Here is a 15,254-nt window from a genome sequence, read left to right as displayed (position 1 = left end):
ATGAATGGTTTAACAGAGGTTATATTAATTTCTCAAGTACCGCTTCCTTTTTCAAAAATAGGAAGTTGGACAACATTGTATACTAATTATTTTTTGAACGATCATAAAATAGATTACTTGATTTGTCCTAAGCCAGAAAAATTGTATGACAATGTAAATTATAGTTTTGCGAATATTAATTTTTGGCAGAAGTTTCAAAATAAAGTTTTTAAGAAACAAAAGACAGAATATTTAAAAGCTTTAGATAAAATAATTCAACCTGATAATAATTATATAATCCAGATTGTTGATAATTACGGAATGGTGAAACCACTACATAGGTATCTTGTTTCGAGAGGAGTTATAAAAAAATGTTATATCCAGTTTTTTTATCATGGCTTTTCACCGTATGATCAATTGAATTCCGGACCTGATTTTTATGAACTAATTAATGAATTGATTGTATTAACTCAAGATAGTTATAAACAGTTTAAAAATAGAATTCATGTTTTACCATGTCATTTTTCTGTTCTTCATAATGGGATAGAAACGCAGAAATTTAAAAAAGTATCGATTTCTGATAAAGAAAACCTAAAACAAAAATTCGAACTTGAAAATAAAAAAGTATTTATTTGGTGTTCGCAGGAAAGACCTAAGAAAGGACTACATATAGTTTTGGATGCCTGGAAAAAGGTATACGAAACTGAAAAAAACATTATATTGCTCGTTATAGGAACAGAAAAAAAACATGATATTTCCGGAGTAAGGTTTTTAGGCAGGATTCCAAATGATGATTTAGCTCAATATTATCAAGCATCTGATTGCTACCTTTTTCCTACTTTATGGCAGGAGGGTTTTGGTTTAAGTTTAATTGAAGCATTGCGTTGTGGCAATTATTGCATTGCATCAGCATTAGGAGGAGTGCCAGAAGTTTTGCAGTATGGGAAACTAGGTAAACTAATTGAAAATCCTCATTTTACCTCTGAATGGGTAAACGCGATAAATGATTTTTTAGAAGGAAAATTTCAAAATCCAGAGATTGAAGACGATTTATATTCAATAGATCTATGGAGAAATAACATGAATAGAATAATTGATCAGGCAAAATTAAGACTAGAAACAAAACTATAAAGTATGAGAATAGAACAATTAACTTTTACTAGATTTCTAGCGGCAATATCAATTGTAATTTTTCATTTCGGAAAAAAAAGTTTCATTTTTAATAATGATGCAGTAAACTTCATATTTTTTAATGCAGATGTATGTGTAAGTTACTTTTTCATATTGTCTGGTTTTGTTATGATGATTGCATATGGAAATAAACCTAACTTATCATCAAAAGAATACTTTAGAAATAGATTTGCAAGAATTTATCCGATATATTTTCTTGCTATAATTTTAGTCCTGTTTTTACAGATACGAACAAATGATTTAGGTTTATCATCCTTGCTTTTGAATGTTTTTATGATTCAAAGCTGGATTCAGGGTTATGCTTTATCTTTCAATCCTCCTGGATGGTCTTTATGTGTTGAATTCTTTTTTTATGCAATTTTTCCTTTTATTTTTAGAAAGTTTCTTAAAAATGATAAATCAAAAAAGATTGCAATACTTATCATTTTATTTTGGGTTTTTAGCCAAATTTTATTTCAAATATTCTTTTCACTATATGGTGAAAGTGAATCAGGTAATATAAAAGATATTTTAAAATATAACCCTTTAATGCACCTTAACGAATTTTTGGTTGGAAATTTGGCAGGGTATTTTATGATTAAAAAATGGCAGAATAAAAAAGGGAACTATGATCTTTTAATTCTTTTAATAATCTGCTCAATAATTTTGACTTTAAAATTTTCAAGTCTAAATTTTCATAATGGTCTAATGGCAGTCTTATTTATTCCATTGATAGTTTTAATTTCTTTGAACAAGGGGTACATAACAAAATTATTTCAGAAAAAAGCTTTTGTTTTCTTAGGAGAAATCAGTTACGGAATTTATATTTTACAATTTCCAATTTATTCACTATTTAGTTCATATAGCGTAAACAAATATTTCCATATAACAGATCCAACGATTGTGTTTTTTTTAAGACTTGTAATCTTAATTGTAGTTTCTGCACTATCTTACGTCTATATTGAAAAACCGATAAAGGAAAAAATAAAAGAAAAAAAACTGATAACTTCTTGGTAGGTAATTCAACTCAAAAGACAAATGAAAACAATTGCTATAATTCCAGCCCGTGGAGGTTCGAAAAGAATTCCAGAAAAGAATGTTCAATTATTGGGTGAATATCCTTTATTAGCTCATTCTATATTATATGCAAAAGAAAACAGCGACATAATAGATGAAATTTATGTTTCAACTGATGATGCTGAAATCAAAAAAACAGCATTACAATTTGGGGTAAAAGTTATAGACAGACCTGAATCAATTTCTGGAGATTTAGAACCAACAGTTTCAGCATTAAAACATGTTTTAGAATCAGTAGGGTCAGATGTTGAAAATGTTATTTTGCTCCAGCCTACAAATCCTTTACGCCCACAAAATTTATTAAAAGAGGCTTTTAGTCAATATCAAAAAGAAAATAAAGATAGTTTATTTACAATTTCAAGAAATCATCAAAAGTTTGGAAAAATTGTAGAAAATAAATTTCAGCCGTTCAATTATTCTTTCGGACAAAGGAGTCAGGATTTAGAACCACTTTATTTTGAAAATGGGCTGCTATATATCTCAAAAGCATCTTTGATTTTGAATGATATAATTATCTCAGAAAATGCTTTTCCATTCGAAGTAAATCATATTTTTGCACAAGTTGATATCGATACTCCTGACGATTTAGATTATGCGAGATTTTTGTATCAAAAACAATAAAATTCCAAATCCCAAAAAAGAAATGAATCCATATATAGAAATTGCAGGTCGCAAAATTGGTCCAGATTTTCCGCCTTTAGTTATTGCCGAAATCGGAATTAATCACGAAGGATCTTTAAAAGTTGCCAAAGAAATGGTCGATGCCGCTCATCGTGCCGGAGTTGAGGTTGTAAAACACCAAACACACATTGTTGAAGATGAAATGTCCGGAGCAGCAAAAAAAGTAATTCCCGGAAATGCAGATGTTTCTATTTATGAAATTATGGAAAGATGCTCGCTAAATGAAGCAGATGAATTAGAGTTAAAAAATTATGTAGAAAGTAAAGGCATGATTTTTATTTCAACTCCCTTTTCAAGAGCGGCTGCCGAAAGATTAAAAAAGTTTGATATTCCGGCATACAAAATTGGTTCTGGAGAATGCAATAATTATCCTTTATTAGAGCATATTGCTTCATTTGGAAAACCCGTAATTTTAAGTACCGGAATGAATACCATCGAAAGTATTCAAAAAGCAGTTGCAATTTTTGATAAACATAATATTCCGGTAGCATTATTACACACCACAAATTTATATCCAACACCAATTCATTTAGTTCGTTTTGGCGCAATGGTAGAACTTCATGAAGCATTTCCGAACAAAGTATTTGGATTAAGTGATCATACATTAAATAATAATGCTTGTCTTGGCGCAGTAGCTCTTGGTGCAAGTATTCTTGAAAGGCATTTTACAGATCATATGCAGCGTACCGGACCAGATATTGTTTGCAGTATGGACGAAAAAGCATGCGGTGAGTTAATTGTTTCAAGTGCAGAAATAGCTTTAATGCGCGGCGGAACAAAAAAACCTGCTCTTGAAGAACAAGTAACAATAGATTTTGCCTTTGCAACAGTCTGCGCTATAAAATCAATTAAAAAAGGAGAAGTTTTATCTAAAGAAAATATTTGGGTTAAACGCCCTGGAACTGGTAAAATTTTAGCAGAACATTTTAACGATTTAATCGGTAAAACAGCTTCAAGAGATATTGAAAATGATGAGCAATTAGATTTCACGGATTTTGAGTAATTCTCCAAAAAAAATTCTATTTCTTACAGGTACCCGTGCTGATTTCGGAAAAATAAAATCATTGATTCAAACGCTGGAAAAACAGCAGGATTTTGAAGTTTTTATTTTCGTCACCGGAATGCATTTGCAGGAAATGTATGGTTACACATTAATTGAAATTGAGCGCTGCAATTTTACAAATGTTTTTACTTTCGAAAATCATACACACGAAACTACAATGGATTTGACATTGGCCAAAACAATTGAAGGCCTTTCAAATTATTGTAAAACCATAAATCCAGATATGATAGTAGTGCATGGTGATAGGGTAGAAACTCTCGCTGGTGCAATTGTGGGGGCATTAAATAATATTTTAGTTGCTCACATAGAAGGAGGGGAAGTTTCGGGAACTGTTGATGAATTAATTCGTCATAGTGTAAGTAAATTAAGCCACGTACATTTTGTTTCTAATAAAGAAGCTGCAAAAAGACTAATTCAAATGGGAGAAATAAAAGAATCAATTTTTACAATTGGCTCTCCTGATATTGATATTATGTTTTCCAATGATTTGCCTTCACTGGAAACAGCAAAGAAATATTACGAAATTTCATTTGAAGATTATGCTCTAGTAATGTTTCATCCCGTTACTACAGAATATGCATCAATGAAAGAGTATGCAGTGTCTTTTGTAGATTGTTTACTTGAAGACAATCGAAATTATGTTGTGATCTTTCCTAATAATGATTTAGGAAGCCAATTTATTATTGATGAATTTAAAAGACTGGAAAACAACGAAAGATTCCGAATTTTTCCATCTTTACGATTTGAATACTTTTTGACATTATTAAAAAACAGCCAGTTTATAATTGGTAACAGCAGTGCCGGAATCCGCGAAGCTCCTTATTACGGAATTCCAATTATAAATATAGGAACCCGTCAGCAAAACAGAGCCATTCATGCAGATATTATAAATGTCGACTATTCGAAAAACAGTATAAATGAAGCGCTTTCCAAAATAGACTCTCATCAAGTTGAAATTTCAGACAATGATTTTGGAAGAGGAAACAGTAATGAATTATTTTTGCAGTCTCTAAAGAAAAAAGATATTTGGCAGCTCAACCATCAAAAACAATTTAGAGACATATAATTGTCTTTTACAATTTAATACCACTTAAGGATTTTATGTTTTTTAACTCTATAGCGTTTGCTATTTTTCTTCCAATAGTTTTTGTACTTTATTGGTTTGTTTTTAATAAAAATAAAAGCACTCAAAATGCTCTATTAATTGTAGCAAGCTATTATTTCTATTCATGCTGGGACTGGAGGTTTCTTTTTCTTTTAGTTTTCTCAACTTTCTTAGATTATTATACCGGGATTCAAATTGAAAAAGGAAAATCAGAAAAAAGCCGAAAATTTTGGTTTTGGCTTAGTATTTTAGTCAATCTTGGATTTTTAGGAGTATTTAAATATTACAACTTTTTTGCGTCTTCATTTGCAGAGTTATTAGATTCAATTGGTATAAAAGCCAGTCCAATTTTATTGGATGTAATTTTGCCAGTCGGAATTTCATTTTACACCTTTCACGGACTTTCTTACGTAATTGATATTTATTTTAAAAGAATAAAAGCCGAGTACAATTTTGTAGATTACTCTCTGTTTGTGAGTTATTTTCCGCTTTTGGTTGCCGGCCCAATTGAAAGAGCAACACATTTACTGCCTGAAATAAAAGTTAAGCGTGAATTTGATTTAGAGAATGCCAAACAAGGTGTTTATCAAATTATTTGGGGATTGGTAAAAAAAGTAATTATTGCAGATACTTGTGCACCTTATGCAAATGCTGTTTTCGATAATTATACTTCTATGAACTCCTTTTCGCTTATTTTGGGAGCCATATATTTTGCGTTTCAAATTTATGGAGACTTTTCAGGATACTCAGATATTGCACTTGGTGTTTCAAAACTATTTGGCTTAGATTTATTACGAAACTTCAATTATCCCTACTTTTCAAGAGACATTGCAGAGTTCTGGCGACGTTGGCATATTTCACTTTCGTCTTGGTTTCGCGATTATTTATACATACCATTAGGAGGAAGCAAAGGCGGATTATGGATGAAAATTAGAAACACCTTCATCATTTTTGTAGTCAGCGGATTTTGGCATGGAGCAAACTGGACCTATATTGCCTGGGGATTTATAAACGCAGTTTATTTCCTTCCGTTACTTCTTTCAAATAGCAATCGAAATAATATGGATACGATCCGGTTAAAATTTAACTTCAATTCGGTGAAAGTTTTCGCAAGCATACTTTATACATTTTTGTTAACCTGTATTGCCTGGGTGTTTTTTAGAGCCAGAACTATAACAGATGCAGTTTTATATTTAAAACGAATAGTTACAAATAAAGATTTCAGTTTTCAATACTTAGACAATGAACGCTATAGTTATGAATTACTGCTTATGATTGGGGTATTTGTTTTAATAGAATGGAATAATCGCAGTAAAGTAGAACCGCTTTCTGGAAAATGGAGTACAATAAAAGTAGCTTTAGCAATTTTAGCTATAATGGCTTTTGGAACTTTTTCAGATTATAAAGAATTTATATATTTTCAATTTTAATGAAGAAGTTTTTAATTTATATCGCTAAAATTATTGTAATAACTGTTTTAATAGCATTTCTATTAGACGGATTATATACTTATATCTTTATGCATTCGAATAATAGAGGAAAGATTGAAAAAGTTTTTAATTCTACGGCTCAAAACTATGATGTTGTCATTTTAGGTTCTTCAAGAGCAAATAATCATTTTGTGGCACAAATGTTTGAAGATAAAGGCTTAAAAACATTCAATTACGGAATGAGCGGCGGACATTTATTCGAGGCTTCATTGATGTTAAAATTAATGATTGAAAGAAAGTACAAAATCAAAAATGTCATTTTAGAAGCAGACTTGAATTTATCAAACGAACATCAGGCAGAAGGAATATCGGCAAAATTTCTTCCATACATTCATAATTCAAAAATTATAAAAGATCATTTTTCAGGAGAAGAAGACTTCAATGAGCTATATTATATTCCGTTTTACAGATATATAAAATATGATGGCAGAATAGGGTTTCGGGAAGTTTTTTTTGCTTCTATGAATAGAAGAACAAATGCGTTAGATAATTTAGGATACTATCCATTAGAAAAACATAAAAATGGCAATATGAAAAATAATATTGTCAATTTGAATCCATTAAAACATAATAAGTATTACGAAGAAATTAAAAATATCTGCAAAACGAACAACATTAATTTTATTTCGGTTATGACACCAATGTGTGAAAACACAAAAGGGATGAATTACTTTGATAAAGTGAAAAAAGCATATCCGGAAATTCATAATTACGAAAATGTTGTGATCGAAGATAAATACTTTTCTTCTTGTGGACATATGAATGATGCGGGATCGAAAATCTTTACAGCAAGAATTTTAAAAGATTTTTTTCAATAAATAATTTCAATGGAGAAAAATAAGATACTATTGCTGTTTCCTGATGGAGTAGGAATTAGAAATTATCTCTATTCTAAGGTTTTTGATACTTTAAAAGATGAAGTAATTCTATTTCATAATTTCGATCCGGAAACAATTGCTGCAATTCAACAAAACACAGAAATTAATAAAGAGATTTTAATTCCTTCATATAAAGAATCCGTAAAGGAAAAGTTTTTAAGAGAATTAATATGTCTTTCGAGATTAAAATATAACAATTCTAAAGTTAATAATCCAACTTTATTGACCAATTGGAATTGGAAACAAAAAGGATTTTCAAAAAAGATATTTTATAAGACAATAGAATTTTTATCGATTTTTTATAAAACATATTCGAGTATTTTAGAACTTGAAAAAAAATATGAAAAAGTGATTCGTCAAAATTCATTTTACAATGAAGTCCTAAACATTTTAAAAGAGACTAATGTTGACCATTTGTTCTGTTCTCATCAAAGAGCATTAAATGCGGCACCGATTTTTGCTGCAGCAAAAGACTTAGAGATTACAACAAGTACTGTAATTTATTCATGGGATAATTTGCCAAAAGCGAGATTAGCATTACGGGCAAATAATTATTTAGTATGGTCAGATCATATGAAAAATGAATTGAAACAATACTATGCCGAAATTCCATTAGAAAATATTCATGTTACAGGAACTCCTCAGTTTGAGTTTTATGATGAACCAAAAAATATCATTGAAAAAGATGTTTTCTATGAAAAATATAATCTTGATTTAAATAAAAAAATAATTTGTTTCTCTGGAGATGATACTAAAACTTCTCCGGATGATCCGAGTTATTTAAAAGATATTGCCGAAGAAATTACCAAAGCTGGTTTGGAGAATGAATTTCAAATTTTATTGAGAAGATGCCCGGTAGATTTTTCTGGCAGGTTTGATAAAGTTGTTGAGGAATATAAAGATTTAATAAAAGAAGCACCGCCTTTATGGTACTTCAGTAAATCAAAAGAATGGAATACAGTTTACCCAACTTTTGAAGATGTGAAACTATTAGTGAGTACAGCGTTTTATTCTGATATTGTCGTAAATGTTGGTTCTACCATGGCTTTTGATTTTGGAATGTTTAATAAACCATGTGTTTTTATTAATTACGATCAAAAAAATCAAAACGATAAAAATTGGTCAGTAAAAACCATTTACGAATTTCAGCATTTTAAAAGCATGCCAAAGGAAGATGCAGTAATATGGCTCAATAGTAAAAAAGAGATTGTCGATAAAATTATTTATAAGAAAAACTGGATTTCTATTGATAGTTTAAAAGAGTGGCATAATATAGTAATTGGAGAAAAAGATAATAATGCTTCTACAAACATTGGAAATTTATTAGAAAAAGCTCTAAAAAAAATAAAGCTATGATTGAAAAAATTAGAAAACTCTTATGGCATCTTTTAGGAATTAAATATTACAATTATTTAAAAGGTAAAAATACAGTTTATTTAAAAGATGCTAAATGGGCAGTCGTAGGCAATAAGACATATGATAACGGTGCTTTTGTTTGGAAATGGTATAATGATTCAAGCCTCAAAATAGGGAAATATTGTTCTATTGCAAATGATGTAAATTTTATCTGCGATTCAGGTTTTCATACTGAAAGTGAGATAACTTCTTTTCCATTGTTTCATGAAGTTTTAGAAAAAAATGATCATGTAGTAATTGAAAATGTATCATACAAAGTAAGAGATCTGAATGAAAAATTAAAACCTAAAAAAGCTAACATAATAGTTGGTAACGATGTTTGGATTGGAATGAATGTAACCATTTTACCGAATGTAAAAATTGGTAATGGAGTAACAATTCTGGCTGGGGCTGTTGTAACTGATGATATTCCAGATTATGCAATTGCAGGGGGAGTTCCAGCGAAAATAATTAAATACAAACACGATAAAGAAATTATTAATACTTTTAATAAAATCAGCTGGTGGGATTGGTCTGATGAAAAAGTGAAATTAAATATAAATGATTTCTACTTGCCAATAACCGATTTCATAAAAAAACATTCCTAGATGCATATCTGTTTTCTAACAAATGAGTTTCCAAAAAAAGGCTTCCCACATGGAGGAATAGGCAGTTTTGTTAAAACTTTGGCAACCGCATTAGCAAAAAAGGATATTAAAATATCTGTTGTAGGCATTAATTATACTTCAAACAATGAAAATGAAATTATTGACGGAGTAAATGTTTACCGAATACAGAAAAGCAATGTAAAAGGATTTTCGTGGTATTTTAATTCGAAACAACTAAATAAAAAGCTTTTAGAGATTCATAAACAAGATCCAATTGATGTTGTCGAATCTTCTGAGCTTGGATTTGCCTTTATTTCTAAAATTAGGAATATTAAATATGTAATTCGTTTACACGGAGGGCATCATTTTTTTGCCGAAAGCGAAAATAGAAAAATCAATAAATGGAAAGGATTTCAGGAAAAAAGATCCTTTAAAAAAGCCGATGCTTTTATAGCCGTTTCTAAATATGTAAAAACGCACACAGAGCAATATTTAAGTTACCGCAACAAACCAATCGCCTACATAAGCAATCCTATTGATACAGATTTTTTTAAACCAATAGTTAAAAACCAATCTGAAAATAAAATTGTTTTTGCCGGAACAGTATGCGAAAAAAAAGGTATACGTCAATTAATTCAGGCATTTCCGTTAGTAAAAAAAGAATTCCCTAATCTCACATTAGAAATTTATGGTAGAGATTGGTTTTTTCCAGATGGCACTTCGTACATAAAAATGCTAAACGAAAAAGAATTAATAAAACTCGGCAAAATTTCTGAAGATATTCATTTTCATGGAGCTATTTCTTATACAGATATTCCAAATGCATATTCTGAAGCATCTGTATGTGTATTTCCTTCTCACATGGAAACGCAAGGGTTGGTTGCTCCCGAAGCTATGGCAATGGAAAAACCTGTTATTTTTACAAAATTGGGTCCAGGTCCTGAGGCTATAGAAGATTATAAAACAGGATTGTTATGTGATCCATATAATCTGGAAGATATTGCAGAAAAAATTATTTGGTTTCTAGCAGATGTAGAGAGATCTGTAAAGATTGGTAAAGAAGCAAGACAATTTGTTCTTCAAAAGTATGCACTAGATACTATTGTCAAACAAAATATTGATTTCTTAAATTTTATTAGTCTTGACTCAACAACATCCAAAATATAACTAAAGTTTATGAAGACTATTTTAATAGCTCATAATTATAATGAAAACTCATTTGCTGTAATTAGCTATTCATTAGCTCATTATCTGGCAGATCTTGGCAACAGAGTTGTTTTTATTTCTTATCGCCCTTTTTTTTCAGAAAAAAAACAAATTAAAAAAGATAAAGGAGAATTAATAATTTATTCGTGGCCATCAGAAAAACGCCCAACTTCTATAAAAGATGCTATTTGGTTTGCTAAATTGTATTTTATGTACAAGCCTAATATGGTGGTTGGTCATTTTGTTGGAGCAAATATTACTATTGGGATTTCAAAATTACTATCATTTACTAAAGTTAAAACTTTTGCATATTATCATACTTTGATGGAACAAATCAATTTAGATAATCAAAATACCTCTACATTTAAAAGAAAGATCCTATTCTTGCGTAAAAAAATGTTTTATAAATTCTTTTGTGATGTAATAGTATGTCCTTCAGAATTGGCTCTAAAAGATTTTGAGAAAAACTATAATTCAAAAAATGGATTAGTCATTTTAAATCCAATGAAAGATAGGTTTTTAAGCAAGGAAGCTATAAAAAGTGATAAAATCATTATTTCTTTTTTAGGAAGACTTGCTGTTTCAAAAGGCATAATAGAGTTAATACAAGCATTTATAATCTATAAAAATCACAATAAAAAATCCAGAATGATTTTGAATATTGCGGGTAGCGGAAATTGTGAATTAGAAATTAATAAGCTAATAATAAATCAGCCGGATATTTTTTATATAGGAGCATTACAATACAATGAAGTTGATGAATATTTAAAGAATACTCATTTTACAATAATACCGTCAAAAGTAGACGCTCTAAATATGGTAGGAATTGAATCTCTTATGAATAAGACTCCTTTGCTTATATCAAATACAACAGGATTATCGCATTATTTAAAAGATGGTGAAGAATGTTTCAAATTTGATGCAACAGTAGAATCTATAACTCTACTTTTAAAAAGAGTAGAAGATAATTTTGGCAATCAACAACAAATGGCTCTCAATGCCAGAGAAACTTTTTCAGAAATATTTACGATGGAAAAGTATTGTTTGAATTTTTCTAAAGAAATATTGAAATGAAATTTGTAATAATTACAAATGTAAACCATATCGAAAAGAATTGCCAATTTTTTGGCTATTCACCATATGTACGAGAAATGAATATATGGTTGAAATATGTTGATCAGGTAGCTATAGTTGCTCATTCGAGAAAAGATAATCCAACAACTATCGATATTCCTTATTTTCATAATCAAATCGAATTTAAAAAAGTACCAGATTTTAGTTTTATAAGTTTTAAAAATATTATTTTTTCTATGTTCAAAATTCCAATAATTATTTGGAAAATATTTTGGACAATGAAAAATGCAGATCATATTCATTTAAGGTGTCCCGGAAATATGGGGCTCATAGGTTGTTTTGTTCAAATATTATTTCCTAAAAAAATAAAAACAGCAAAATATGCTGGAAATTGGGATCCTAAAAGTAAACAGCCATGGACTTATAAATTGCAAAAATATATTTTAAATAATACCTTTTTGACTAAAAATATGACAGTTTTGGTATATGGAGATTGGGAAAAACAATCCAAAAATATCAAATCTTTTTTTACAGCAACTTATTCTGAAATTGAAAAAACTCAAATACAAAAAATACCTTTAAGGCCAGTTGTAAAATTTATTTTTGTAGGGAGTTTAGTTTTAGGAAAAAATCCAATGTATGCGGTTAATCTGGTTGAAAAATTTATTAAAAAAGGGAATAACGCCATTTTAGATATATACGGAGAAGGTGTTGAACGAAGTGCTTTAGAGAATTATATTAAAAATAATAAACTTGAAAATGTTATTATATTAAATGGGAATCAAACAAAAGAAATTTTAAAAAAAGCATATCAGGAAAGCCATTTTGTAATCTTGCCATCTAAAAGTGAAGGTTGGCCTAAAGCTATTGCCGAAGCCATGTTTTGGGGATGTATACCAATCGCAACAAAAGTTTCATGTATTCCATTTATGCTTGATTATGGAAAAAGAGGCGTTCTTATAGAATTTGATTTAGATAATGATGTAAAAAAGATCAATAATTTCCTGGATAATGAACTTTTTATAGAAATGAGCGGTAAGGTCAGCGATTGGTCTCAGTATTATACAACAGATATTTTTGAGTTTGAAATTAAAAAAATGCTAGGGAAATGAGAATACTACAATTAATAGATTCCCTAGAGTCTGGTGGAGCAGAAAGAATGGCTGTTAATTATGCAAATACACTTGCAAAGAAAATAAGCTTTTCAGGATTAACTGCTACAAGAAAAGAAGGTGAATTAATTCATCAAATAGATAAAAATGTTTCCTATTTGTTTTTAAATAAAAAAAGGAAAATAGATTTAAAAGCAATTTTTAAATTAAGAAAATATATAGTAGAAAATAAAATTACAATTATTCATGCCCATAGCTCGTCATTTTTTACTGCTGTATTAGTTAAACTAACATTGTTGAAAATTAAGATTGTTTGGCATGATCATTATGGTACACGATTTAAGGAGTCATGGAAAGAGAATAAAGTTTTGATTCCATTATCTGTATTTTTTTCTTCCATTTTTGTAGTTAATTACCAATTAAGAGACTGGAGCCAAAAAAAAATGCTTTGTAAGAGGGTCGTTTTTATTCCTAATTTTGCAATAAAAGAGAATAATGTAGATGAAATTACAAATTTGAAAGGTGTAGACGGAAAACGAATTGTTTTTTTGGCAAATTTAAAAAATCCTAAAAACCATATTTTAATGCTTAAAGCTTTTTTAGATTTAAAGTTGCAAGAATCAGAGTGGACACTGCATTTAATAGGAAGAGATTATTTTGATGAATATTCAGTCTTGCTGAAAAATTTCATAGACTCTAATAAATTAGAAAAACATATCCATTTATATGGTGAAAGAAAAGACATTCAATTTATTTTATCTCAGGCAGAGATTGGTGTTTTAACTTCCACAGAAGAAGGATTTCCTGTAACTTTATTAGAATATGCGACAAATAAATTAGGAGTGGTTTCAACAAATGTTGGGTTTTGTCCTGAGGTTATAAAAAATGAAATAACAGGATTGTTATTTAATCCTTTAAATGATTTCGAATTGAAAAATCAACTGCAAAAAATGATAAATGATAAGGTTTTTAGAAAAGATATGGCAGATAAATTAAAAGTGTTAGGTGATAATAATTATTCAAAAGAGGTAGCGGTCGAAAAATTACTATCAGAATATAAAAGATTAAATCAATGAAAAAATTTTCTTTGTCATACATATATTTAATCTTAATTCATGCGATAATCGCATTGATCGTTTTTGCAATTCCGTTTTTGTCAAAAATATATGCTCTTTTAATTCCTATCGTAGGATTATATATTGTTACCCGTAATAAAAACAGAAACAATGAAGTTCTTTTTGTTGCTGCATATTTAGTAGGTGTTGAGGTTTTTTTAAGAATGACAGGGGGGAACTTTAATAATGAGTACGTAAAGTTTTGCGTCATTTTTTTTATGTTACTAGGAATGATATATAGCAACTTTTCCATAAATGCTTCAATTTATGGTGTTTTCATTATTTTTTTAATCCCAGGTATTTTGATAGCATTTACTGAGGCTGCTATCGATACAGATATTAAAAAGGCTTTAGTTTTTAATTTATCTGGTCCATTTTGCTTAGCGATTTCTTCAATATACATGTTTAAAAGAAAAATAGTTTTTACAGATCTACAAAATATTTTAACCATAATTGGACTGCCAATAATTACCACAGTAGTTTATTTATTTTTATACAATCCGAGTGTAAAAGATGTAGTTACAGGAACTAGTTCAAATTTTGAAACATCGGGGGGATTTGGTCCCAATCAGGTTTCAACAATATTAGGATTGGGAATGTTTATTTTTTTTACACAGTTGATTTTATTTTCAAAAACGAAAATAATTACAATGTTGAATATTGTAGTTCTAATCTTTATTAGTTATAGAGGAATAGTTACTTTTTCCAGAGGTGGTGTTTTAACAGGCGCTGCAATGATTGTGAGTTCGCTTTTTTACTTGTATTACTTTTCCAATGCAAAAGCTAAAAAGAAATTTATCTTGATTTTTATTTTGATAGGTTCTATGGGATTAGGAACCTGGATATATAGTTCATTACAGACAAGAGGACTTATAGAAAAACGTTATGCTAATCAAGATGCAAAAGGAAGAACAAAAAAAGATAGATTAGGAGGACGAGAAGCTATTATGGATGCTGATTATAAACTTTTTCTCGACAACCCTGTTTTAGGCGTTGGTGCTGGAATAGGAAAACAACTCCGGGAAGAATCTTTAGGGCAGGCAGTTGCAGCACATAACGAAATATCACGTATGTTGAGTGAACATGGTTTATTTGGGATTTTTGGTCTTTTAATTTTATTTATAGTTCCCTTCATGACTTATATTAATAATAGACAGCATCTCTATTTTTTATCTTTCTTTCTTTTTTGGCTTTTAACAATAAATCATGCTGCAATGCGAATAGCCGCCCCAGCTTTTGTATATGCAATGATGCTTTTACATGTTCAAATACAAATTCCTGAAAAAACAGAAATCTAATCG

Annotated in this window: 14 protein-coding genes; all 14 read left to right on the top strand. The window is 29.5% G+C overall.

Annotated features, from left to right (window positions below; translation table 11 throughout):
• The 14 genes from ABDW27_RS08840 to ABDW27_RS08775 are packed head-to-tail and all read left to right on the top strand — an operon-like array spanning position 1 to position 15,251.
• A complete protein-coding gene (locus ABDW27_RS08840; RefSeq protein WP_343695569.1) occupies positions 1-1,110 on the top strand; it encodes a glycosyltransferase family 4 protein in 1,110 nt (369 codons plus the stop codon).
• Positions 1,111-1,113: 3 nt separating this feature from the next.
• Positions 1,114-2,166 carry an acyltransferase gene (locus tag ABDW27_RS08835; protein ID WP_343695568.1) on the top strand — a complete coding sequence of 351 codons (1,053 nt, stop codon included), beginning with the start codon at positions 1,114-1,116 and terminating at the stop codon, positions 2,164-2,166.
• Between the two features lie 21 nt (positions 2,167-2,187).
• A complete protein-coding gene (locus ABDW27_RS08830) occupies positions 2,188-2,847 on the top strand; it encodes an acylneuraminate cytidylyltransferase family protein (RefSeq protein ID WP_343695567.1) in 660 nt (219 codons plus the stop codon).
• 22 nt (positions 2,848-2,869) lie between these two features.
• Positions 2,870-3,910, top strand: coding sequence for an N-acetylneuraminate synthase (gene neuB, locus ABDW27_RS08825; RefSeq protein WP_343695566.1), 1,041 nt, complete (start codon positions 2,870-2,872; stop codon positions 3,908-3,910).
• A complete protein-coding gene (gene neuC / locus ABDW27_RS08820) occupies positions 3,903-5,036 on the top strand; it encodes a UDP-N-acetylglucosamine 2-epimerase (RefSeq protein WP_343695565.1) in 1,134 nt (377 codons plus the stop codon). The genes neuB and neuC overlap by 8 nt, the downstream gene beginning before the upstream one ends.
• A 35-nt stretch (positions 5,037-5,071) precedes the next feature.
• Positions 5,072-6,505 carry an MBOAT family O-acyltransferase gene (locus ABDW27_RS08815; RefSeq protein WP_343695564.1) on the top strand — a complete coding sequence of 478 codons (1,434 nt, stop codon included), beginning with the start codon at positions 5,072-5,074 and terminating at the stop codon, positions 6,503-6,505.
• On the top strand, positions 6,505-7,383 hold the full coding sequence (locus tag ABDW27_RS08810; RefSeq protein ID WP_343695563.1) for a hypothetical protein: 879 nt from the start codon (positions 6,505-6,507) through the stop codon (positions 7,381-7,383). Before ABDW27_RS08815 ends, ABDW27_RS08810 begins: the two co-directional genes overlap by 1 nt.
• A gap of 9 nt (positions 7,384-7,392) precedes the next feature.
• Complete coding sequence (locus ABDW27_RS08805; protein ID WP_343695562.1) at positions 7,393-8,799, top strand: UDP-glycosyltransferase; 1,407 nt, start codon at positions 7,393-7,395, stop codon at positions 8,797-8,799.
• Entirely contained in the window at positions 8,796-9,446 is a 651-nt protein-coding gene (locus tag ABDW27_RS08800) for a CatB-related O-acetyltransferase (RefSeq protein ID WP_343695561.1), read from the top strand. The genes ABDW27_RS08805 and ABDW27_RS08800 overlap by 4 nt, the downstream gene beginning before the upstream one ends.
• A complete protein-coding gene (locus tag ABDW27_RS08795) occupies positions 9,447-10,613 on the top strand; it encodes a glycosyltransferase family 4 protein (protein ID WP_343695560.1) in 1,167 nt (388 codons plus the stop codon). It abuts the gene before it with no gap.
• Positions 10,614-10,622: 9 nt separating this feature from the next.
• The gene (locus ABDW27_RS08790) at positions 10,623-11,726 is read left to right on the top strand and encodes a glycosyltransferase family 4 protein (RefSeq protein WP_343695559.1); all 1,104 of its coding nucleotides are present in this window, start codon (positions 10,623-10,625) and stop codon (positions 11,724-11,726) included.
• Positions 11,723-12,838: a glycosyltransferase gene (locus tag ABDW27_RS08785; protein ID WP_343695558.1), complete on the top strand. Its 1,116-nt coding sequence runs from the start codon at positions 11,723-11,725 to the stop codon at positions 12,836-12,838. The genes ABDW27_RS08790 and ABDW27_RS08785 overlap by 4 nt, the downstream gene beginning before the upstream one ends.
• A complete protein-coding gene (locus ABDW27_RS08780) occupies positions 12,835-13,914 on the top strand; it encodes a glycosyltransferase (protein WP_343695557.1) in 1,080 nt (359 codons plus the stop codon). Before ABDW27_RS08785 ends, ABDW27_RS08780 begins: the two co-directional genes overlap by 4 nt.
• Positions 13,911-15,251, top strand: a complete 1,341-nt coding sequence (locus ABDW27_RS08775; protein WP_343695556.1) for an O-antigen ligase family protein — start codon at positions 13,911-13,913, stop codon at positions 15,249-15,251. The genes ABDW27_RS08780 and ABDW27_RS08775 overlap by 4 nt, the downstream gene beginning before the upstream one ends.
• The last annotated feature ends 3 nt before the right edge of the window (positions 15,252-15,254 follow it).

The organism is Flavobacterium sp. (assembly GCF_039595935.1).
Lineage (GTDB): Bacteria > Bacteroidota > Bacteroidia > Flavobacteriales > Flavobacteriaceae > Flavobacterium.
This window is presented reverse-complemented; position numbering and strand designations above follow the sequence as displayed.